A 20,591-nucleotide genomic window follows, 5' to 3' on the forward strand; every position below is an offset into this window, starting at 1 on the left:
GCGTCACCTCGGACGGACGGGCTCGTCTTCAACCCAAGCATTGCCTTCAGTCTCGGACGGGACATGGTTCACCGCTCGCGGCCGGCATGATCGCCCTCACGCCGTGCCTGGCGACGCGGGCTGATGTTGCCGATGGGGCTGCTATCCACTGAAGTAGGTCAGCGTTCTACCTAGTGGGTGCTGCGGAGCAGGAGCCGCGGCAAGTATTTGTCTGTCAGGGGCAGCCTGTTGCATGCTCACTCCCGCTCCGACGGCAGCACGGTTACGGTGACCCGGTCCGGGATCTGGAGCGGATCACGCGCGTGGTCGTCGTGCAGCGCGAACTCCGTTGGCGATGACGACCACCTCGGCGAGCTCGTGAACAAGGACGACACCAGCCAGGCCGAGCGCTCCGGCCAGGGCGAGCGGGAACAGGACGACGATGATCGCGAGGGAGAGTCCGATGTTGCTGGTCATGATGCGACGTCCCCGGCGTGCGTGCAGGAGCGCTGCCGGGATGGCGCGCAGGTCGGTGCCGGTGAATGCGACGTCGGCGGATTCGACGGCTGCAGCGGCACCGGTGGCGCCCATCGCGATGCCGACGTCTGCGGACGCGAGGGCGGGCGCGTCGTTCACGCCGTCGCCGATCATCGCCACGGTACCGTTGCGTCGGAGTTCGTTGACCGCGGATGCTTTGTCCTGTGGGAGCTGTTCGGCGCGGACGTCGTGGATCCCAGCGCGGGCGGCGAGCGTGGTGGCGGTGCGTTGATTGTCGCCGGTCAGCATGAGGGTGCGGATGCCCGCTTCGTGCAGTGCTGTGATGGTTTCGGCGGCTTCGTCGCGCAGCTCGTCGCGGACGCCGACGACGCCGGTGATGACGCCGTCGATTTCGACCACCACGACGGTTTCACCGTTGCGCTCGAGCCGGTCGATGTCTGCCTGGAGTGTTCCGGCTTGCAGCCAGCGCGTGCTGCCGACTCGGACTCGTCGCCCGTGGACCTCTCCGGTGAGACCGCGGCCGGGTTCTTCCGTGACGTCGAATGCTGCCGGCGGCTGGTCCACGGCGTTGGAGATCGCTGCTGCGAGCGGGTGGGTGCTGTGTCGTTCGAGTGCAGCTGCTGCCGTGAGGATGTCCTGGCGGTCGTGACCGGGGGCGGTGACGACGTCGACGACTTCGGGGGCGTTGCGGGTCAGCGTGCCCGTCTTGTCGAACGCGACCGCGGTGACGGCGCCGAGCTGCTCGAATGCCGCTCCGGACTTGATGATGACGCCGAACTTGCTCGCCGACCCGATCGCGGAGATCACTGTGACGGGCACGGCGATTGCGAGTGCGCACGGGGATGCTGCGACAAGGACAACGAGTGCGCGCTCGGTCCACGTCGCCGGGTCACCGACGATGAACCCGAACACGACGACGAGCGCCGCGACGATGAGTACGACCGGGACAAGGGGGCGGGCGATGCGGTCCGCAAGACGGGCGCGTTCACCCTTCCGGGATTGTGCATCTTCGACGAGTCGCACGATGGTTGTCAGGGAGTTGTCGTGGCCATCCGCTGATGCCTCGATCTGCAAGGCGCCCTGCCCGTTGACCGATCCGGCCGGGACCGAGTCGCCGGGACCCACTTCGACAGGGATGGACTCGCCGGTCACTGCGGACGTGTCGAGGCTGCTCCGACCAGCGGTGACGATGCCGTCTGTGGCGACCCGTTCCCCGGGGCGCACCACCAGCAGGTCCAACGCTCGGATCTCCTGCGCCGGGATCTCAACCTCTCCTGAGAGTCGAGAGACGCGGGCGGTGTTGGGGATCAGGTCCAGCAGGGCGCGGAGGCCTTGCCGTGCGCGGTCCATCGCCCGGTCCTCGAGAGCTTCAGCAATTGAGAACAGGAACGCCAGCGCGGCTGCTTCTGCGACCTTGCCGAGCAGAACCGCGCCGATCGCGGCGATCGTCATCAGCAGACCCACGCCCAGTCGGCCCCGGAGTACCCGACGGATCGCGCCGGGGACGAACGTCCACGCTCCGGCGAGCAGCGCGGCGCCGTGCACGATGGTGCCCGCGACGGTGAAACCGCTCCAGTCGAGCCCATAGCCGATCAGCAGGAACACGCCGGCGAGGGCCGGGAACAGTAGCGCCCGATCGCGCCAGACGGGGACGAGTCCGTCGTCGTCGTGCTCCGATGCCGCGGCGTCGTGATTGCAGCAGTCATCGTCGGCGTGGCCGTGTGAGTCGGTGCCGGTCACTTGCAGGCTCAGCTCGCTTTCTGGCCGACGCACCTGCACGGCAAGCGGCTGGCGTTCCTGCCCCTCCTCCGGCCCGCAGCATTCGCGGCTCATCGGATCGCCTTCATATCCTGCAGGACACTGGACGTCGTCGTGTCGCAGCACAACGGCACGTCGCATGCGGGGTCGGCACAGTCGACGCCGTCATCGACAGCGAGGACCACCTCGACGAGCGCTTCCAACGCCTTCGTAATGTGCGGGTCCGCGATTTCGTAGCGGGTGCGGCGGCCCTCCGGGGTCGCGACGACGATGCCGCATCCGCGCAGGCACGCGAGGTGGTTCGACACGTTGGTCCGCGTGAGCGTCAGCTCGTCAGCCAGCCGGGCCGGGTACCCCGGCTCGTCCAGCAAGCTCAACAGGATCCGAGAACGGGTCTCATCCGCCATCGCCCGGCCGAGCCGGTTCATCACGTCAAGCCGCGAAGCAAGTGTCAGCATGCGATGACCATACAGCGCATGATGACCAATCGCCAGTTGACCAGGTCCCGCCGCTTAGCGCGGGCCCCGGGTTTCAACCGCGTGCATCTGGGCGCCACGTCGATCCAAGTTTCAATCACACTGGTTAAGCCTGCGCTTGCACCATCGGCCTCCGCGACGGTGCAGCTTGACGGTGTGCACGACGCGAGAGGCGGTGTTCTGCGCGCCGCTCGGAATCGCAGCGATGGTCCTCGCCGCATCAGCTAAACGTTCAGTAGCTGGGGCGCCGAACCGGGCCGACAAGCGCTCGTCGTTTCGAGTTCACCCGGGGTAGCTAGCGTCGCGGACGATGCTGCCTCGGGAGTATGGCTCGTTCCGAGCCGACGTGCACGCGATCCGGGCTGTCGCCGTGGCGCTTGTGGTGCTGTATCACGTGGATTTCGGCTGGTTCCGTGGCGGCTTTGTGGGAGTGGATGCCTTTTTCGTCGTCTCCGGGTACCTCATCACCACCCAGCTCGCTCGAGAGCTCCAGTCTCAGGGGCGGATAGACCTCCCGAGGTTCTGGGCTCGCCGTGTTCGCCGATTGGCGCCTTCGGCGCTGGCCGTCCTCGTCACCGTTGGAATCGCCGCAGCGGTGTTGTATCCGAAGGAAGACTGGCCGAAGGTTGGGGGGCAGTTCGCCGCGAGTGTGGCCTACGTCGAGAATTGGGCGCTTGCCGCGTCGAGGACTGACTACCTTGCGGCTGGCACACCGTCCACTCCGTTTGAGCATTTCTGGTCACTCAGCGTCGAGGAGCAGTTCTACATCGGCTGGCCGGTCCTGCTCCTGGTGGTGTGGAAGTACGTTCCACGAAAATCGGCGTTGCGCTGGGTCGTGGGGGCAGTGACCGGAGCCTCAGTCGTCAGTTCCATCTGGTTGACGGTCTCAGACCCCGCAGCTGCGTACTTCTGGCCGCATACGCGCGCATGGGAGTTCGGCGTCGGTGCATTACTGGCGTTGCTTGGGCCAAACCCCGGGCGACGGTTCTCGGTTCCTGCGCGGCTGCGGTTTGGAACTGCTCTGTTCGGTTGGATGGGCCTGATTGGTGCCGGCGTCGCACTCTCGGCAAGGGTGCCGTACCCAGGCATTGCTGCAGCGATCCCCGTCACGGCGACCACTCTGATCATCGCCGCAGGCGCCGAGGGCGGGGTGATCGGGGTGATGCTGCGTTGGAGTCCGGTGCTCTGGCTTGGCGCCATCTCGTACCCGTTGTACTTGTGGCACTGGCCGGTCGCGCTGTTGCTCCCGCGACTTGTTGAACTACCACCGCCGGTTCGAATCGTCGCCACTGTCGTGTTCGCGCTGATCCTCGCCCAGTTGACACACGTCTTGATCGAGAAGCGCGTTCGTTCCGGCTTGCTCTCACGGTACCGTCCAGCCACTGTTCTCGCCGGCGCGGCAGGTCTGATGGTGGTGTTGCTGATCGTCCCGACCGCGGGCTGGGCGGCACTGCAGAGTCAGGAGCGTCGGGACCGGGATGTCGTGTCCATGTTGCGCGGGGACGGCTGCTTCGGTGCTGCTGCTGCGTGGAACCGTTCCTGCCGGCTCAGCGGTGATCCGCGACAACCATTCACCCCGGCGACCTTGACCGCGGCGTACGACATCGACCCGACCTGGGACAAGTGCCAGGCGCAGACGACCGCAGCGCGCAGCTGCGTGGTCGGGGTGCGAGGGGGCACTCGGGTGGCGTTGATTGGGGATTCCCACGCGCACCAGTGGTCGTCGGTGTTGATACAAATTGCTCGCGCACGAGGCTGGGAGCTGCACCTCTATGTCAAGGGCGGGTGCGACTTCTCACGCGTGCGATGGTCGGACGTGTCGGACACGAATCAACGTCGATGCGCCATCTGGAACGACGACGTCGACCGCTCGTTGGAAGCCGAAGCCCCCTACACGCTGGTCTTCACGGCCGCTCGTGCGGACCTCCGCGGACGACCGGTGGGAGCTGACCATGATCGGGCGGCGCAGCGCGGCTACCGCGCGTCATGGGATCCGGTGATTACCCGAGGGGCCACTGTCCTTGCGATTCGGGACACCCCCGCAGCTGGGACCGGTGTGCAACGTTGCCTCGACGTGAATCCGGGTGCTGTCTCCCGCTGTCGATTGAGCACAGGACGAGCGTTCGCGGCGAAGGACTACCTCGCTGTTGCGGCGCAGCGCATCCGCGGTGCACAGGTGCTGGATCTGACGTCGTCGTTCTGTCGTGCTGGGTGGTGTCCTGCGGTGGTTGGGAACGTGCTTGTGTATCGGGACTCGCAGCACATCACCCGCACCTACGCGAACACTCTCACTCGTCCCCTGCAGCGCACCATCACGGCAGCACTGGCTCGAGCCTCACCAGCGACGAAGCGAACGGTAACGGCTGAGATCACTCGCGCGAGCGATCTCGCCCGTTCATCGCGGCGAGCTGTTCGTTGTAGGCGCGAAGCTCAGCGTCGCCGTCGCGTTGCGCCTGACGGTCCAGGCGTTTGGCGTCGCGTTTGTCTGACTTGACCCAGTTCCGCACGACGAGCAGTGCGACGAACACCATCGGCAGTTCGGACGCGCCCCAGGCGATGCCGCCGCCGGTGTGCTGGTCAGCGAGGAGTGCGGCTTCGTTGGTTTGCCCGAGTGCGCGGAACCAGTCGAGTGCGTAGACCTCGGTTGAGGTCATCACTGCGACGCCGAAGAACGCGTGGAACGCCATTGTCGCCAGGAGCGCGATGATGAGGATCGGGTAGGCGGGCCGTTGCGGGCCCGGGTCGATGCCGACGAAGACCCAGAAGAATAGGTAGCCGCTCAGCACGAAGTGGACGACCATGACGATGTGCCACTCGTGTGACTGCATCGAGGCTTGGAACGCCGGGGTGAAGTAGAACACCACAAGGGACCCGGCGAAGATGATCCCAGCGACGGCGGGCTTGCCGAGGAACTGCATCCAGCGGGAGTGTACGAAGAGCATCAGCCACTCACGGGCGCCGCGTGAGCCGTCGTTGCGGACCGGCAGCGTGCGCAGCGCAAGGAGCACCGGGCCGCCGAGCACGAGCGGCAGCGGGACGAACATCATCAGCAGCATGTGCTGGATCATGTGCGAGGAGAAGTGGATCATGCCGTAAACGGCGGGGCCGCCGTTCATCGTCCAGATAAAAATCAGGCAGCCCGTGACCCAGCTGATTGTCCGACCGACCGGCCAGCTGTCGCCGCGCTTGTGGAGCTTGCGGACGGCGAAGAGGTACCAGCCGATGCCGATGAGGGCGAGAGCGGTCCATGCCCAGTCCCAGTGCCACGCGCTCAGGAAGTTCTGCAGGGTCTGGGTGGGCGGGTAGGTGAACCCGATCAGCCCGTCACGTGTGTCTGCCCCGGTTTCCGGCGTCTGCGGGATCGGCGGTTGGCTCCGGGACACCGCGACGGAGGCGCCGATCGCGACCGCCATGAAAATGATCTCGGCGAGAGCGAACCGGACGAACAGCCGACGGTTGGCGGGGTCGCGGAGAAGCCCTGGCACGAGTTTTCTGCGCTGCGCGACGCCGGCGATGCCGAGAAGGATGAGCGCCGATGCTTTGACGGTGATCAGCCAGCCGTATGAGGTGGTGATCAGGTCGACGGGGCCGGTGAGTCGGAGTGCCGCGTTGACGATTCCGGAGAAGGCAACAGCGGCGAAGGACCAGCCGGCGAGGGTCGAGTAGCGAGCGACAACACGGCCGGTGCTGCCCTGGGTCATCGTGCGCAGCAGCAGTACCGCGGTGAGCCCGCCAACCCAGACACATACGCCGATTAGGTGGATCGCGAGGGAGTTCACGGCGTTGGCGTGCTCGAGGGATCCAGCTGCGTGACCCGACAGCGACAGCGGCAGGAGGGCGAAGATGGCGAAGACCGTCGCGACGGCGATGCTGGTCACACGTGTTGCGGAGGCGGCGATGATCGTGGCGACCAGGACCGCGGTTGCGGAGACGAGGTACACCTGACCGGCTTCCAGGCGGAAGAGGAACTCCGGAAAAGTTCGGGCGAACACGGAGCTCGTGATCGGCGCGCCGATGGTGTTGGCGCCGGTGAACACGATTCCGGCCACGGCGGCGAGGAACCACAGCGCGCCGCTCCACGCCGCCCAGCGTGCGGCCCGGTACTGCATCCAGGAGAGCCGGCCCCGTTCCTTCCGCTGACCGGGCAGCGCGAACGCTGCGACGATGAGCAGCCCGATCGTCACTGCAGCCATGGCGTCGTGGACCACTCGCGCGACAGGTAGGCCGTAGTCGACAAGCCGGCCGGCGTCGACGAGCTGTGTTGCTTCCCCGAGCGCCCCGGTCAGGGTGAGCCCGAGCAGCGCGCATGCCAGTGCGAGTGGCACTGAGATGGTGAGTGTCGAGCGAACTGCCACGGTGTCGGGCGCTACCTCAATGGGTGCGGTGCGCGTGTCTGCCGAGCGGTGGTTCGTGTCAGTCAATGGGTCATCACAAGTCGTTGTCGGGCCGCTGTTTCCTTGGTGCGCAGCAGGCTCAGGGGCGGAGGTAGATGCGCGGGATCAGACGTGGGGGGTGTGTTCGTGTTGGCTGTGTCCAGCCGGTTCCAGCTGGAACGTGGAGTGCTCAACACTGACATCGAAGTGTTCCGCGACGCACCGCTGCAGGTCGTCGAGCAAGGCCGGCACGCTGCCGTCGGTGAAGCATGCGGAGTCGATGCTGACATGCGCGGTGAGCACCGGAAGGCCGGTCGCGATTTGGGACGCGTGGAGATCGTGCACGTCAATCACGTGTTTCCGCTCGAGCAGGTGTGCGCGGACGTCGTCGAGGTTCAGGCCCGTGGGGGTGGCCTCCAGCAGCACATTCAGGGTCTCTCGGAGCAGCTTGAACGCCCGCGGCAGAATGAGTATGCCGATGAGGAGACCTGCAATGGCATCAGCCCCGCCCCAACCGGTGATGGCGATGACGATCGCTGCGATGATGACGGCGACTGATCCGAGAGCGTCGTTGAGGACTTCGAGGAACGCAGCGCGCAGGTTGAAGTTCGCGTTCCGGCCGGAGGCGAGCACCAGGATCGACGCGATGTTGCCGGCGAGGCCGATGATGCCGAAGACGAGCAGCCCGCCGGAAGCGATCTCCGGGGGTGCGAAGAGCCGCTGCACCCCTTCGATGAGGACGAACAGTCCGACCGCGAGCAGGACTGCCGCCTGTCCCGTGGCGGAGAGCACCTCGGCGCGGGCGAAGCCCCAGGTGCGCTTCGCGGTCGCGGGTCGTCGTGCGAGGTTCGCTGCGACGAGTGCGGTGGCTAGCCCGCCGGCGTCGGTGAGCATATGCGCTGCGTCGACGAGGAGCGCGAGGCTGTTCGTCGCGATCGCGCCGATGATCTCGGCCACAAGAATCGTTGCGGTGATGCCGAACGCGATCGCGAGCCGGCGGCGGTTCACCGCGTGCGCGTCGATGCCATGATCGTGTGAGGTGCTCATGCGTCGTGCTCCGTGTTGTGGTGGTGACGGACCACGTCGCCGACGGTGTGCTCGGCCTGGAAGATCGCATCGTGCACGAGCTTGTTCGCGTGGTCGTTCGCGAGGCGGTAGTAGACCCGGTTGCCGTCTTGCCGAGTGGTGACCATGCGGGCCATGCGCAGCTTCGCGAGGTGCTGAGACACGGCAGCCTGCGACCGGTCGACGACGGCAGCGAGATGCCCCACCGGCATCTCTTCCTCACGCAGTGCGAGGACGAGGCGGATACGTGTCGGGTCGGCGAGCATCGCGAAGATCTCTGCGGCTAGTTCGACGTGCGCGTCATCGAACTCCGCCTGCCCAACATTCGTGTATTCGCTCATGCGAATATAGTTGCATGTTGATGGTGGTGTGTCTACCGTCGGGTGGCATGGAACCGTTGGCGTGGATACCGACCGCACCGCCGACTGTCGCTGCGTTGCTCGCACCGACGTTGCAGCCCGTGCCCGTGATCCCTGTCATCGCGGTGCTGCTCGCTGCTGGGTACGTGACCGGATGGCTACGCTTACGACTGCAACGCCGAACGTGGCCGGTGTGGCGTGGCGTGCTGTTCCTGACCGGATGCGGACTGCTTGCCGTCACGATGGGTGCCGGCATCGAGGGGTACGGCTTCGTACTGTTCTCCGCGTTCATGTTCCAGCAGCTCACACTGATGATGACGGTTCCGCTACTGCTTGTCCTCGGCGCACCGGGCACGTTGCTCCTCCGAGCAACACCGCATCGAGGTCCCGGTCGGCTGGTGTTGCAGACGGCGGTGTTCGGGCTGCGGTCACGGCTCGGCCGGTTCTTGCTGCATCCCGGGTTCATGATCCCGCTGTTCCTCATCACCTTCTACGGCCTCTACCTCACCAGCGCCGCGGACGCCCTCCTCCAGACGTGGGCCGGACATGTCGGCCTCGAGCTCGCATTCCTCGCCGCTGGAGTGCTCTTCACCGCCCCGCTGATCCCAACCGACCCACTGCCACGCCGACAAGGGCACCTCGGCCGACTCCTGGATGCGTTCCTGGAGATGCCGCTGCACGCCTTCTTCGGAGTGATCCTGATGATGGCGACCGTGCCACTCGTACCCGCGTTCACCAACATTCCTGCCTCCTGGGGCATCACCGCAGTCGGCGACCAAGCGTTCGCGGGCGGCCTTGCGTGGTCGTATGGGGAAGCACCCTCACTCGCCCTAGTGCTGATCCTGATGACCAGCTGGTTCCGCCACGAATCCCGGAAGAGTCGAGAGCGGGACCGTGAGATCGATCGCGATGGTGACCCGGACCTCGAGGCCTACAACGCGCACCTCGCACGGCTGCAAGGACGAACAACCTCACCCCACGAGCAGCACGGATGACCCACCGGCACCGCATGCTCAGGCACCCCGGACACACCCAGCGAACTCACCTGTACCCCTTGACAGCGTCCTGCACAATGGATGCGGCCGCACCGATCGGGCCATCCTCATCATGACGACACTTCGCCACCTCCTCCCGCTCCGGCTGCTTCGTGCTGCCACCGCGGTGATCGCAGCCGTTCTGTTGTTGCTCGGTGCGATGACGTTGCAAAACCTGGCCGCGCACACGGACGACCCGGTGGCGAGCCTCACTGGCGCATCTACCGTGTCCGAACTGGAACAGGGCACCTCCGGTACCGCCCACGTGGACCAGCATGAGGGCGTCAGTGGAATCTTCTGCGCATTGTTGGGGCTGGCGGCGTTGGTGATGAGTGCCGGCCTCGTCCTGGCACTGCTCGCGCACGACCTCCGCCGGCCGTTGTTCTCCTTGTCCCGGGTCCTCGCCAGACTGCGGCCGCGGCTCATCCGGCACGACCAGACAGCGGTCTCGCTGACGGTCCTGTCGATCGCACGCGTCTAATTCTCCTTCCGGACGACCCCGCAACGCGGGGACGTCAAAAGCGTCCTGCCCGCTTAACGGAAGCCTTCCTGCAGACCTGTGACGAACCAGACCGCCCTCGTACCCGATTCCCCAACTCCCCTCACGCGACGCGCAGCCCTCGACGCTGAACGCCACGCCCAGCGAGCACGCACCCCTCGGCAGCTCCAACACCGGCCACTTCCCCGTCCGCGACCCATCGCCGGCGCGCCCTCCCCCGCTCGCCCGAGGAGGGCTGTCTCCTCGCAGCTGGTGTTGACCAGTGCGGCAGCAGCCGTCGTGCTCTTCGCAACTGCCGCACTGCCCGGGCCGGCAACGGCGTCCGTGGCCGCGCCGGCGACAGCCCTCACCCCCGGTGTGAGCGGGCAGAGCCTCCAGGTAGCAGCCGCCGCATTGGACCCAACTGCCCAACGCGACTCCTTCACCGTCAGCACCCCAACAGTGGTCGGCAGCGCACCGGCTACCGCGGCCGGTGAGGTGGGCGCCGTCACCGGCGGGGGCGATGTTCGCTGGCCGTTCCCCGGTCCGGTGCCGCAGAGCTCCGGCTTCGGATATCGCATCGCGCCATGCGCCACCTGCTCGACAGCGCATCAGGGCCTCGACCTCACCCCCGGAGCTGGAACTCCCATCGGTGCGGTCGCCGCGGGCGTGGTCCGCGTCTCCGGCATGCACTCTGAGTTCGGGCAGTACGTGATCATCGACCACCAGGTCGGCGGGCAGCTCGTATCTACCCTGTACGCCCACATGATCATCGGTTCATCCCCGCTCCGGACGGGGCAACGCGTCGCCGCTGGCGCTCGAGTCGGGCTTGTCGGATCTTCTGGCCGGAGTACCGGCGCGCACCTGCACCTCGAGGTGCATCAGGGCGGCGCCACTCCCATCGACCCGGCAGCGTGGCTGCGCAGCAACGCCGGCCGCAACTTCTAACAGGAAGGCACCCGTGCGACTTCGCACCCTCATCGCAATCTTCATCCCGGCAACCGTGCTCGCCACAGCACTGACCATTGCTGCCCCGGCAAGTGCGCACGACGCACTTTCATCAGCAACGCCCGCCGCAGACACCACCATCAGCGGCGACCTCGACACGGTCACCCTGACGTTCTCCGAGCAGCCCTTGGCGGGGCTGGAATCCGGACTAGTGATCAGCGTCACCGGACCCAACGGCGCCGAAGTCACCACGGGCACATTGGAAGTCGACGGCAGCACCCTCACCAAATCCGTCAATGTCACCGCCCCCGGCACGTACAACCTTGCCTGGCGGAGCGTCTCGGTTGATGGGCACCCGATCTCCGGTGGCTACCAGTTCACCTCCACCGGCAGCACCGCATCTGCCACACCGACGGCACGGGCCACTACGCCATCGGCAACACCGACAAGCGCCTCTCCGACCGCACGAGCAACGGCCGCAGCGCAGGGCGGAGGGAGGGACACCAGTCCGGCGATCTGGGCCCTTGGCGGTCTGACCGGGCTGTTCGTCCTCGCGGTCGTCGGGATCCTGCTCATCACCCGCCGCCGTCCAAAGGCTCCCGAATGATGCGGCGCACCACGGTCGCCGCGGCGACCATCATCGCGATCGTCATCGCTGCGCTGCCTGCAGTACCCGCGGCGGCGGCAACGGCACCGGCACCGAGCTGGGCGGACGTGCTCCGCGCTCGAGGCGATGAGGCGGCCGCCTCCCGGCAGGCCGAGCAGATCGCAGCGCTCGTCACGGAACTCGAGGACACGACCGTGACGGCCAAGGCGGCCGCTGATGCTCGCGGACGGGAGCTGCAAGTCGCTCAGGATGCCGCAGACGCTGCGGCGGGCCGCTTCGACACGCTCACCGCGCAGGCCGATGATGCACGAGCGGACGCCGCCGGCGCGGAGGAGCAGATCGCGTCCTGGTCGGCGTATCTCTCCCGGTCGGCAGGACGCGATCTCACGGTGAGTATCACGGCGGACACTGACGATCTCCTCTCTCGTCTGGGCACGGCGTCCAAAGTCACCGACACCATGAACACCACGCTCCGAGACGCCGCGACCAAGGCTGGGACCGCGACGGCGTTGAGTAAGCAAGCGAAGGCAGCGAAACGGAAGCGGGACCAGCTCCGGAACACCGCTGCCGGCGCCTTCACCGCAGCGTCAACGGCCGCTGCAGAAGCCGCCGCTGCGGAGGCCACCCAGCGCAGCCGCCAGCGGGAACTCAACGACCAGCTCGCGGTGCTGCGCAACCGGACGCTGAGCACGGAGGCGGCATACACGGAGGCGGAGCGGCGCCGCGCTGCAGCTGCACGAGCCGCCGCGGCGGCTGCTGCAGCACAAGCCGCGCAGAACCGTCCACAGACCCCGTCGAACCCCGGCGCGGTTTCCGCATCCGGTTGGACGATGCCAATCACGTCGTACCGCTCGTACCAGGCGTACGGCAACCGGCTGCACCCCGTACTGGGCTACTACCGCCTCCACGCAGGCGACGACTTCGGAGCCGCATGCGGCACCGGCCTCTACGCCGCATCCGCCGGCACCGTCACCTACGCCGGCCCGTACGGCGGCTACGGGAACCTCATCACGGTTGACCACGGCGGCGGCGTCACCACCAACTACGCGCACATGTTCCCTGCCGGGGTGCAAGTTGCTGTCGGGCAGCGTGTCAGCGCCGGACAGAAAATCGCGGAAGTCGGCAATGCCGGACTCTCCACTGGCTGTCACCTGCACTTCGAGGTGCGTCAGGGCGGTACCGCGATCCCACCAACCCCGTTCCTCAATGGCAAGGGGGCGTGATGGGGCCCATTCGGGCGACGTGGTCCGCCGTGCAAGTCGTTGTCCTGACGATCACCGTTGCAGTGTGCGGCGTGATGCTGCTCCGCGACGGCCCAGGGCCCGGCGGCATCTACGTCATTGGCGCGGTCTGCTTCGGGCTCGCCCTCATCGGACACGCCACCGTTCTCCTGCTCGCACGTTCCGCTCGACGCGGCGCCCCCGCTCCCAACCCAGCAAAGGGACCTCATGACTCGTAGCACCCGCATCGGTGTCGTTTCCGGCCTCATCGCCGGCGCACTCGTCCTGATCGTCATCGCCGTCTTCGTCATCCGCGCCTACGTTCCCTCCGCGCCGACCGCAGCAACAGCGGCGTCCTCGAGCCCAACCGGTGCCGTCACGCCAACACGGGTCCTCGGGCCCCCTGGCAAGGGCTCCGTCACCGTTGTCGAATTCCTCGACTTCGAATGCGAAGCATGCGCGGCGTTCTACCCCTACGTCGAGGACCTCCGCAAGAAGTACGAAGGTGACGTCACCTTCGGGTTCCGGTACTTCCCCCTCCCCGGCCATGGCAACTCCCGCACCGCTGCCGCCGCCGTCGAGGCTGCCGCCCAGCAGAACAAGGTTGAGGGCATGTACCAGCGCATGTACGAGACGCAAAAGGAGTGGGGCGAGCGAGGCACCGACTCTCAGGCCGAACGATTCCGCGGCTACGCCAAAGACCTCGGCCTGAACATGAGCCGCTACGACCGCGACGTCACCAGCAAGACTGTGCTCGAGCGCATTCAACGAGACGTCAATCTCGGAACGACACTGGGCGTGAACAGCACACCCACGTTCTTCATCAACGGCGAAGTGGTTCCCCTGCAGACCTACGCTGACCTGCAGACCGCAGTGGACGCCGCTGTGCAGGAAAGTCGATGACCCGCCGGCCATCTTGGCGACGAGCCGCGCCCGCAACGGCGGCGATCATGGCGGTGATGCTGCTGGCGGGATGCGCTGGCGGGCAGAACGGCACGCTGAGCTCGCAGTACCGCGGCGGCGAAACGAAGAACTACGTCTCCGGCGACGGCACCGTGACGCAGGTGCCAACGTCCAACCGGAGCGCTCCGGTACAGTTTGACGAGACCGCGATGGACGGCACGCAGCTGAACAGCGAGGAGCTCCGCGGGCAGGTCGTCGTTCTCAACTTCTGGTACGCCTCCTGCCCGCCCTGCCGCGCTGAGGCGAAGCACCTCAACAAGGTCGCGGAGCGCTTCGCAAGCCGAGACGTACAGTTCATCGGCGTCAACGTCCGCGACGCGCAGGGCACAGCGGAAGCCTTCGAACGCCGCTTCAACGTGACGTACCCGTCGATCCTCGACAACGACACCGGTCGCATGCAACTCGCGCTCTCCGGCGACGTGGCGCCAAACGCTGTCCCCACCACGATCGTTCTCGACGTGCGAGGCAGGGTCGCCGTGCGGATCCTCGGAGCTATCGGCGGGCCGGGAACCCTCGCCACACTCATCGAAGACGAACTCACCCGAGCGTGAGGAACAACCCCCCGCCAGGTCACCAGACCGACGCCGACCGCAGCCCAGGTTCTCAGCGCGGGCGCTCCCTCGCGACGGTCATCGGGGTCGCAGTCCTCGTCGCGGCCGTGGATCAGCAGACCAAGCTGTGGGCGCTCTGGCACCTCGACCCGCACCGGACCCTCCCCGTCCTCGGTGACCTCGTCGGCTTGCAACTTGCGTTCAACCGTGGAGCGGCGTTCTCTCTCGCAGAAGGACGAACCTGGATACTCTCCGTCCTCGCAGCACTCGTGATAGCCAGCCTGCTGGTGTGGGCGGCGACCGGCCTCCGACTCATCATCGCTGTCGGTGTCGGCTGTCTGATCGGTGGCGCAGCCAGCAACCTCAGCGACCGGCTCACCCGCGGGCAGAACATCGGCGAAGGTGCCGTCGTCGACATGATCAACTACGCCGACATCGCGATCGGCAACGTTGCGGACATCGCCATCCTCGTCGGCGTCGTCATCCTCGCGGTCACCTTCTCTCGGTCCCCGAACCCCCGATCCCAAAACGGCAAAGACGGCCCTCCCGGCGCCTCCGACTACCCCACCGAGCCCCGAAACCAGGAGCCTCGATGACGTTGCAGGAGACAGTCTTCAGTGGGCAGATGCTGGCTGCCGTTCCGATTGCCATGCTCGCCGGGCTCATTTCGTTCGCGTCCCCATGCGTTCTTCCGCTGGTGCCGGGGTACCTGGGCTTCGTCAGTGGCTCCGCGTCCACGGTCACAACGCGACGCACTCTCGGCGGAGCCGCACTCTTCGTCGTCGGGTTCGGACTGGTGTTCGTCGCCTACGGTGCAGCATTCGGCACCGCTGGCGCGTGGCTGTTCCGATGGCAGGACGTCATCATCCGCATCCTGGGGCTCATCGTCATCATTATGGGAGCCGCGTTCATCGGGCTCTTCCGTCCACTCCAACGGACCGTCCGAACATCATGGAGACCGCGACCCGGTCTCCTCGGAGCACCACTCCTAGGCGCAACGTTCGGATTGGGCTGGACGCCCTGCTTTGGTCCCACCCTCGCGACCATCACCGCTCTCAGCCTCGACTCCGGTACAGGACTCCGCGGCGCAGCCCTCGGCTTGGCCTACTGCCTCGGCCTCGGCCTCGGCATTCCCTTCATCATCGTCGCTGCCGGCTTCGGATGGGCCAGCCGAACCGTGACGTTCCTACGGACCCACATCCGGGCGATCAATCTCCTCGGCGGATGCATCCTCATCGCCACCGGGATCGCCATGCTGACCGGGGTCTGGACCCTCATCATGTCCATCCTGCAAGGCATGATCGCGAACACAACAGTTGTCCTGTAACCCCCGGAACTCCCCACCCAGCTCGTGGATCTCGCAGTGACCCGCCGACCACACGTCGCTCGTCGCTCGTCGCCTCTATGGTGCCCCGCGCACACCGTCGCCGAAGCCGCCTCGTCCGCGCTGACGAAATGGTGGTCGACCGCTGCAGGACCCAGCATCAAGTGGTCATTGGCCCGACTCTGGCTGGAACGAGCCAAGGTACCAGCCGTACGTAGATGATCATGCCGACGAGCTCGACGAGGGTCTGCGTCACCACGACGACCGGTGCGAGGCCGAGGTCGGGTGGGAGTGCGAGTGCGAGCGGGAGGACGACCAGGGAGTTCCGCGTGGCACCGCTGAACACCAGCGCGCGCCGGCTGGGGACGTCGAGCCTGGCGATTCTGCCGGCGATCGTCCCGAGTGCGGCCATCACCGCCAGGAACGTCCCGTAGATGGGTACCAGCACGATGAGCCGGGTGACGTTCTCGGCGACGGCGCCCGCCTGTGAAGCGACGACAACGAACAGGGTCGCCATCATGAGGGGCACCATCAGGCCCTGCATCAGCCCCTCAACACGTTGGCCGAAACGCGTCCGCTTCGCGAGTGCCTGCGTCGCCGCGGCTGCGGCCAGCGGCAAGACGATCAGGACGAGGAACGCTTCGACGAACGGCCCGATGTCGACTGCGGCGACCCCGGTGGGGCCGATGAACAGCAGCAGGTAGACGGGGAGCAACAGGATCTGCATCAACATCAGCAGGGGTGCCGCCGCGAGCAGCCGCGCGGACGCACCGCCGGCGAGGCCGGAGAACACGATGACGTAGTCGATGCATGGTGTCAGCAGCACCAGCAGCACGCCGAAGAGCAGTGGCGGGTCGCCGGCAACGAACCGGGACAGCGCGAACACCACGACCGGCACGACGACGAAGTTCAGCACGAGCACCGTGCCGAGGAAGCGAACGTCTCGGACCGCTCGTCCGATCGCGGCGAACGGCACCCCGAGGAACGTCGCGTAGAGCAGAAGTCCGAGGACGGGGTTGATACCGACCTCGAGGCGCTCCGCTCCAGGCAGCACCAGTCCGGCTCCGGCGCCGATGGCGATCGCGGCCAGGTAGAGCAGGATCTGGTGAGCCTCCATCGCGGAGACGAGCCGCTTCACCGGAACGCTCCGGCCGCATCAGGGGTGTGCACGAACGTTGACCCTAAACGTTCCAGTGCGCTGGAAGGTCAAGCCGTACGCTGCTGACGTGCGCATCTCGGAAGCCAGCCGCAGAACCGGTGTCGCAGCGACCACGCTGCGGTACTACGAGTCCCTTGGCCTGATCGGCAGCCGCCGGCTCGAGAACGGGTACCGCGACTACGACGACGCCGCGATCGACCGGGTCGGGTTCATCCAGGCGAGCAAGGAGCTCGGCCTCTCCCTCGTCGACGTCGCCGCGCACCTCGTCACGGTTGATACCCGATCCTGCACGGACGTCCGCGACACCATGCGTCCCGTCCTCGCCCGACGTCTTCAGGAGATCGACGACAAGATCGCCCGACTGCAGCAGCTCCGCGGGCGGTTGGCGCAAGCGGATCAGGACTTCGCGGGATGCCCGGACCGTGACGAGCACTGCAGCACGCAGTGCGTCATCGCCGACGGCATCGGCGCAACTGCCCGGCGTCCCGGAAGGTAACCGCGCGGCCGAGGGTTAGCGCGTCGGTGCGGTGATGAGGCCGGCGAGGGTATCGAGCGCGCCGGGCACGAGGGAGAAGTACGCCCACGTGCCACGCTTCTCGCGGTGGAGGATTCCGGCGTCGACGAGCACCTTGAGGTGGTGGGAGACGGTCGGCTGCGAGAGGCCGAGCGGTTCCTGCAGGTCGCACACGCATGCTTCGGCGCCGTCGTGCGCGGCGACCATCGAGATGAGCCGGAGCCGGGCCGGGTCGGCGATCGCTTTGAGTGACTTCGCGAGGACCTCGGCGGATGCCTGGTCCATGGCCTCGGTGGTGACGGGCGAGCAGCACGCGGTGACGTCCTGGATGGGAAGCAGCTCGATCGTCATGGATTCATCCTCCCACGGACTTTGACACGCGTCTATATTTGCGCTGGTCGATATCGACGTGCTTCGATGTACTCGCCGGGTTCCGGTTCCCGCTCGATCCGTGAAGGACCAGCCTGATGACTCACCTCCTCGCCGTCGGCGGCAGCGACGCCGGCATCGCCGCCGCGCTCCGCGCCCGTGAACTTGACCCGTCGACGGCTGTGACGGTGGTGCTCGCGGACGAGTTCCCGAACTTCTCCATCTGCGGCATCCCGTACTGGGTGTCCGGCGACGTCGCCACGGAAGCGTCCCTCGCGCACCGCACCCGTGCTGATCTCGAGGCCGCCGGCATGACCGTCCGCTCCTCCACCTGGGCCTCGAGTGTCGACGTCGACGGGCGCCGCCTCACCGTCACCGGCCCCACCGGGGACGAGGAGATCGCGTACGACGAGCTGCTGATCGGCACGGGCGCGGAACCGGTCCGTCCGGCCGGCGTGCCGTTCGGGGAACCGGGCATCCACCTGCTGCACTCCATGACTGACGCCGAGCAGGTCGTTGCTGCCCTCGAGCTGCTGCCGGCGGGGAGCCGGGTCGCGGTGGTCGGTGCTGGCTACATCGGCCTGGAGATGACCGAAGGGCTCGTCGCCCGTGGGTTCGACACGACGTTGATCCAGCGTGGTCCGGAAGTGCTCTCTACCCTCGACCCGGAACTCGGGTCCCTCGTCACCGCCGAGGTCCGACGCCACGGCGCGACCGTGCTGACCGGTTCCACCGTCACCGGGATCACCCCGGCAGGCGGTGGGCAGTGGCGCGTCGCCACCGGCTCCGCGTCTGGTGACACGGAGGGCACGTTCGCGCTGGTGGTCGTCTGCGTCGGCGTCCGCCCGGTCACGGATCTCGCCGTCGCCGCCGGAGCGCAGCTCGGCCAGGCCGGCGCGATCGTGGTCGACGCGTCCATGCGGACCGGTGTGCCGCATGTGTGGGCTGCTGGCGACTGCGTCGTGACGCACCACCGCCTCCTCGGCACCACCTGGTTGCCCCTCGGGACGACCGCGCACAAGCAGGGCCGCGTCGCCGGGGAGAACATGCTCGGCGGCTCGAAGACGTTCGCCGGGTCGGTGGGGACGCAGGTGGTGAAGGTGTTCGACCTCGTCGCCGCCCGCACCGGCCTCCGCCAGCACGAGACCGGCCCACTGGAGGTGTCTCCGCTGACGCGGGTGACGGTCGCGGATGACCACAAGCGGTACTACCCGGGCGCCGTCCCGCTGACGATCAGCGTCACCGGCGACCAGGCCACCGGGCGGCTCCTCGGTGCGCAGATCGTCGGGCAGCGGACCGCGGAGATCAGCAAGCGCATCGACACGTTCGCCACCGCCCTCCACGCGGAGCTCACCGTGGACGACGTCATCGATCTTGACCTCAGTTACACGCCGCCGCTCGGGTCCCCGTGGGACGCTGTGCAGGTCGCCGCGCAGGGCTGGGAACGCGCCGCCGCAGCGGCGAACCAGGCTGCAGTGAATCAGGCTGGGGTGAGCGCCTGATGGTGCTGGCTGTGGTCGCTGCGGCGATCTTCGTCGCGACGCTCGTGGTGGTGATCTGGCAGCCCAAGGGGTTCCCGATCGGCTACACCGCGCTCATCGGCGCCGTCATCGCCCTCGCCACCACGGTCGTCGGCCTCTCCGACGTCCCGACCGTGGTCGGGATCGTGTGGAACGCGACGCTGACGTTCGTCGCGGTGGTGCTGATCTCGTTGATCCTCGACGAGGCCGGGTTCTTCGAGTGGGCGGCCCTTCACGTCGCCCGTTGGGGCCGCGGCAACGGACGGCTGCTCTTCGTGCTGATCGTGGGCCTCGGCGCGGTCATCGCGGCGGTGTTCGCCAACGACGGGGCCGCGCTGATCCTCACCCCGATCGTCGTCGGGATGCTCCGCGCACTGAACATGCCGCAGAAGGCGGCGCTCGGGTTCATCCTCGCGACCGGGTTCATCGCGGACACCGGCAGCTTGCCGTTGGTGGTGTCGAACCTTGTCAACATCGTCTCCGCGGACTACTTCCACCTCGGCTTCGCCGAGTACGCCGCCGTCATGATTCCCGTCGGCATCGTCTCCGTCCTGGCCTCCCTCGAGATGCTGCTGCTCTACTTCGGCAGGAGCATCCCGAAGCGGTACGACGTCCTCGCCCTCACCAGCCCCGCCGCAGCGATCACGGACCGGGCGACGTTCCGTGCCGGCTGGGTCGTCCTGGCGCTGCTGCTCGTCGGCTACTTCGCCGCCGACCCGCTCGGCGTCCCGCTCGCCGCTGTCGCCGGCGTCGGAGCCGTCGTCATCGTTGCCGTGGCTTCACGGCAGCCCGCGTTCCTCTTCGCTCGTGCCGAGGCCGCACCGGTCCTCGTCGCAACCGGCGGTACTGCCACCGTCAGCGCAGGCAGCACCGGGCCGGGTGCGCCGTCGGGGCGGGTGATCCCGGTGTGGAAGACGATCCGGGAGGCGCCGTGGCAGATCGTGCTGTTCTCCATCGGCATGTACCTCGTCGTCTACGGCCTGCAGAACCAGGGCCTCACCGATCACCTCGCGAAGCTGTTCGACGTGTTCGGTGACCACGGGGTCCTCGTCACGGCGCTCGGCGTCGGGTTCACCATCGCGATCCTCGCGTCCCTGATGAACAACATGCCCACCGTCCTCATCGCCGCCCTCGCCATCGGCGGCGCCGGCGCGACCGGGCTCACGCACGAGGTGATGGTCTACGCCAACGTCATCGGCTCCGACCTCGGCCCGAAGATCACCCCCATCGGGTCCCTGGCGACCCTGCTGTGGTTGCACGTGCTGGAGAAGAAGGGCATCCACATCGGGTGGGGGCAGTACTTCCGCACCGGCATCGTCCTCACCATCCCCGTCCTCGCCATCACCCTCGCCGCCCTCGCCGGCTGGCTCACCCTCATCCACTGAACCCGGAAAGA

19 protein-coding genes and 1 pseudogene are annotated in these 20,591 nt (G+C 67.1%); 13 read left to right on the forward strand and 7 right to left on the reverse strand.

Annotated elements, in window-relative coordinates; all coding sequences use genetic code 11:
- Window positions 1–294: 294 nt before the first annotated feature.
- Together EDF31_RS02835 and EDF31_RS02840 are read right to left on the reverse strand one after the other, a co-directional pair.
- On the reverse strand, window positions 295–2,310 hold the full coding sequence (locus EDF31_RS02835) for a cation-translocating P-type ATPase (RefSeq protein WP_123937977.1): 2,016 nt from the start codon (window positions 2,308–2,310) through the stop codon (window positions 295–297).
- Window positions 2,307–2,693 carry a metalloregulator ArsR/SmtB family transcription factor gene (locus EDF31_RS02840; protein ID WP_123937975.1) on the reverse strand — a complete coding sequence of 129 codons (387 nt, stop codon included), beginning with the start codon at window positions 2,691–2,693 and terminating at the stop codon, window positions 2,307–2,309. Before EDF31_RS02840 ends, EDF31_RS02835 begins: the two co-directional genes overlap by 4 nt.
- A 328-nt stretch (window positions 2,694–3,021) precedes the next feature.
- Here EDF31_RS02840 and EDF31_RS20240 point away from each other — a divergent pair.
- Window positions 3,022–4,995 (forward strand): annotated as a pseudogene (locus EDF31_RS20240) (acyltransferase family protein); the annotation flags it as partial.
- A gap of 85 nt (window positions 4,996–5,080) precedes the next feature.
- Here EDF31_RS20240 and EDF31_RS02850 read toward each other — a convergent pair.
- The 3 genes from EDF31_RS02850 to EDF31_RS02860 all read right to left on the reverse strand — a co-directional run bounded on the left by EDF31_RS02850 (window position 5,081) and on the right by EDF31_RS02860 (window position 8,490).
- Complete coding sequence (locus EDF31_RS02850) at window positions 5,081–7,036, reverse strand: cytochrome c oxidase assembly protein (protein WP_243648837.1); 1,956 nt, start codon at window positions 7,034–7,036, stop codon at window positions 5,081–5,083.
- Between the two features lie 174 nt (window positions 7,037–7,210).
- Complete coding sequence (locus EDF31_RS02855) at window positions 7,211–8,131, reverse strand: cation diffusion facilitator family transporter (protein ID WP_123937969.1); 921 nt, start codon at window positions 8,129–8,131, stop codon at window positions 7,211–7,213.
- Window positions 8,128–8,490 carry a metalloregulator ArsR/SmtB family transcription factor gene (locus EDF31_RS02860; RefSeq protein ID WP_123937967.1) on the reverse strand — a complete coding sequence of 121 codons (363 nt, stop codon included), beginning with the start codon at window positions 8,488–8,490 and terminating at the stop codon, window positions 8,128–8,130. The genes EDF31_RS02855 and EDF31_RS02860 overlap by 4 nt, the downstream gene beginning before the upstream one ends.
- A 47-nt stretch (window positions 8,491–8,537) precedes the next feature.
- Between EDF31_RS02860 and EDF31_RS02865 the strand changes: the two genes are divergently transcribed.
- The 9 genes from EDF31_RS02865 (at window position 8,538) to EDF31_RS02905 (ending at window position 15,636) form a co-directional block, all read left to right on the forward strand.
- Window positions 8,538–9,503, forward strand: coding sequence for a cytochrome c oxidase assembly protein (locus EDF31_RS02865; RefSeq protein ID WP_123937965.1), 966 nt, complete (start codon window positions 8,538–8,540; stop codon window positions 9,501–9,503).
- Between the two features lie 112 nt (window positions 9,504–9,615).
- Complete coding sequence (locus EDF31_RS02870; protein ID WP_123937963.1) at window positions 9,616–10,023, forward strand: hypothetical protein; 408 nt, start codon at window positions 9,616–9,618, stop codon at window positions 10,021–10,023.
- 546 nt (window positions 10,024–10,569) lie between these two features.
- On the forward strand, window positions 10,570–10,968 hold the full coding sequence (locus EDF31_RS19835; protein WP_243648852.1) for a M23 family metallopeptidase: 399 nt from the start codon (window positions 10,570–10,572) through the stop codon (window positions 10,966–10,968).
- Window positions 10,969–10,981: 13 nt separating this feature from the next.
- A complete protein-coding gene (locus tag EDF31_RS02880) occupies window positions 10,982–11,575 on the forward strand; it encodes a copper resistance CopC family protein (protein ID WP_165901039.1) in 594 nt (197 codons plus the stop codon).
- Window positions 11,575–12,798, forward strand: a complete 1,224-nt coding sequence (locus tag EDF31_RS02885; protein WP_123937956.1) for a M23 family metallopeptidase — start codon at window positions 11,575–11,577, stop codon at window positions 12,796–12,798. Before EDF31_RS02880 ends, EDF31_RS02885 begins: the two co-directional genes overlap by 1 nt.
- Before the next feature lie 225 nt (window positions 12,799–13,023).
- On the forward strand, window positions 13,024–13,698 hold the full coding sequence (locus EDF31_RS02890) for a thioredoxin domain-containing protein (protein ID WP_123937954.1): 675 nt from the start codon (window positions 13,024–13,026) through the stop codon (window positions 13,696–13,698).
- On the forward strand, window positions 13,695–14,309 hold the full coding sequence (locus EDF31_RS02895) for a TlpA disulfide reductase family protein (RefSeq protein ID WP_123937952.1): 615 nt from the start codon (window positions 13,695–13,697) through the stop codon (window positions 14,307–14,309). The genes EDF31_RS02890 and EDF31_RS02895 overlap by 4 nt, the downstream gene beginning before the upstream one ends.
- Window positions 14,306–14,905: a signal peptidase II gene (locus EDF31_RS02900; RefSeq protein ID WP_123937950.1), complete on the forward strand. Its 600-nt coding sequence runs from the start codon at window positions 14,306–14,308 to the stop codon at window positions 14,903–14,905. Before EDF31_RS02895 ends, EDF31_RS02900 begins: the two co-directional genes overlap by 4 nt.
- A complete protein-coding gene (locus tag EDF31_RS02905) occupies window positions 14,902–15,636 on the forward strand; it encodes a cytochrome c biogenesis protein CcdA (RefSeq protein WP_123937948.1) in 735 nt (244 codons plus the stop codon). The genes EDF31_RS02900 and EDF31_RS02905 overlap by 4 nt, the downstream gene beginning before the upstream one ends.
- Before the next feature lie 157 nt (window positions 15,637–15,793).
- Here the strand turns inward: EDF31_RS02905 and EDF31_RS02910 are convergent, their stop codons facing one another.
- Window positions 15,794–16,750 (reverse strand): bile acid:sodium symporter, encoded by a 957-nt coding sequence (locus EDF31_RS02910; protein ID WP_123938119.1) that lies wholly within the window; start codon window positions 16,748–16,750, stop codon window positions 15,794–15,796.
- Window positions 16,751–16,859: 109 nt separating this feature from the next.
- Between EDF31_RS02910 and EDF31_RS02915 the strand changes: the two genes are divergently transcribed.
- Window positions 16,860–17,288, forward strand: coding sequence for a MerR family transcriptional regulator (locus EDF31_RS02915; RefSeq protein WP_123937946.1), 429 nt, complete (start codon window positions 16,860–16,862; stop codon window positions 17,286–17,288).
- 15 nt (window positions 17,289–17,303) lie between these two features.
- On the opposite strand, the gene EDF31_RS02920 is transcribed toward EDF31_RS02915, so the two are convergent.
- Window positions 17,304–17,657: a metalloregulator ArsR/SmtB family transcription factor gene (locus tag EDF31_RS02920; RefSeq protein ID WP_123680830.1), complete on the reverse strand. Its 354-nt coding sequence runs from the start codon at window positions 17,655–17,657 to the stop codon at window positions 17,304–17,306.
- A 116-nt stretch (window positions 17,658–17,773) separates the two neighbouring features.
- Here EDF31_RS02920 and EDF31_RS02925 point away from each other — a divergent pair, with 116 nt between their 5' ends.
- Together EDF31_RS02925 and EDF31_RS02930 are read left to right on the forward strand one after the other, a co-directional pair.
- On the forward strand, window positions 17,774–19,177 hold the full coding sequence (locus EDF31_RS02925; protein WP_123937944.1) for an FAD-dependent oxidoreductase: 1,404 nt from the start codon (window positions 17,774–17,776) through the stop codon (window positions 19,175–19,177).
- Window positions 19,177–20,580, forward strand: a complete 1,404-nt coding sequence (locus tag EDF31_RS02930) for an arsenic transporter (RefSeq protein WP_165901309.1) — start codon at window positions 19,177–19,179, stop codon at window positions 20,578–20,580. Before EDF31_RS02925 ends, EDF31_RS02930 begins: the two co-directional genes overlap by 1 nt.
- The last annotated feature ends 11 nt before the right edge of the window (window positions 20,581–20,591 follow it).

Origin of the sequence: Curtobacterium sp. PhB142 (genome assembly GCF_004341255.1) — a bacterium.
In the GTDB taxonomy this organism is placed as follows: domain Bacteria; phylum Actinomycetota; class Actinomycetes; order Actinomycetales; family Microbacteriaceae; genus Curtobacterium.

Coding starts and splice junctions, on each gene's coding strand:
- EDF31_RS02920 (WP_123680830.1), bottom strand. CDS start 17,657: ATGACGATCGAGCTGCTTCCCATCCAGGACGTCACCGCGTGCTGCTCG.
- EDF31_RS02855 (WP_123937969.1), bottom strand. CDS start 8,131: ATGAGCACCTCACACGATCATGGCATCGACGCGCACGCGGTGAACCGC.
- EDF31_RS02910 (WP_123938119.1), bottom strand. CDS start 16,750: ATGGAGGCTCACCAGATCCTGCTCTACCTGGCCGCGATCGCCATCGGC.
- EDF31_RS02870 (WP_123937963.1), top strand. CDS start 9,616: ATGACGACACTTCGCCACCTCCTCCCGCTCCGGCTGCTTCGTGCTGCC.
- EDF31_RS02895 (WP_123937952.1), top strand. CDS start 13,695: ATGACCCGCCGGCCATCTTGGCGACGAGCCGCGCCCGCAACGGCGGCG.
- EDF31_RS02905 (WP_123937948.1), top strand. CDS start 14,902: ATGACGTTGCAGGAGACAGTCTTCAGTGGGCAGATGCTGGCTGCCGTT.
- EDF31_RS02885 (WP_123937956.1), top strand. CDS start 11,575: ATGCGGCGCACCACGGTCGCCGCGGCGACCATCATCGCGATCGTCATC.
- EDF31_RS02860 (WP_123937967.1), bottom strand. CDS start 8,490: ATGAGCGAATACACGAATGTTGGGCAGGCGGAGTTCGATGACGCGCAC.
- EDF31_RS02925 (WP_123937944.1), top strand. CDS start 17,774: ATGACTCACCTCCTCGCCGTCGGCGGCAGCGACGCCGGCATCGCCGCC.
- EDF31_RS02930 (WP_165901309.1), top strand. CDS start 19,177: ATGGTGCTGGCTGTGGTCGCTGCGGCGATCTTCGTCGCGACGCTCGTG.
- EDF31_RS02835 (WP_123937977.1), bottom strand. CDS start 2,310: ATGAGCCGCGAATGCTGCGGGCCGGAGGAGGGGCAGGAACGCCAGCCG.
- EDF31_RS02865 (WP_123937965.1), top strand. CDS start 8,538: ATGGAACCGTTGGCGTGGATACCGACCGCACCGCCGACTGTCGCTGCG.
- EDF31_RS02840 (WP_123937975.1), bottom strand. CDS start 2,693: ATGCTGACACTTGCTTCGCGGCTTGACGTGATGAACCGGCTCGGCCGG.
- EDF31_RS02890 (WP_123937954.1), top strand. CDS start 13,024: ATGACTCGTAGCACCCGCATCGGTGTCGTTTCCGGCCTCATCGCCGGC.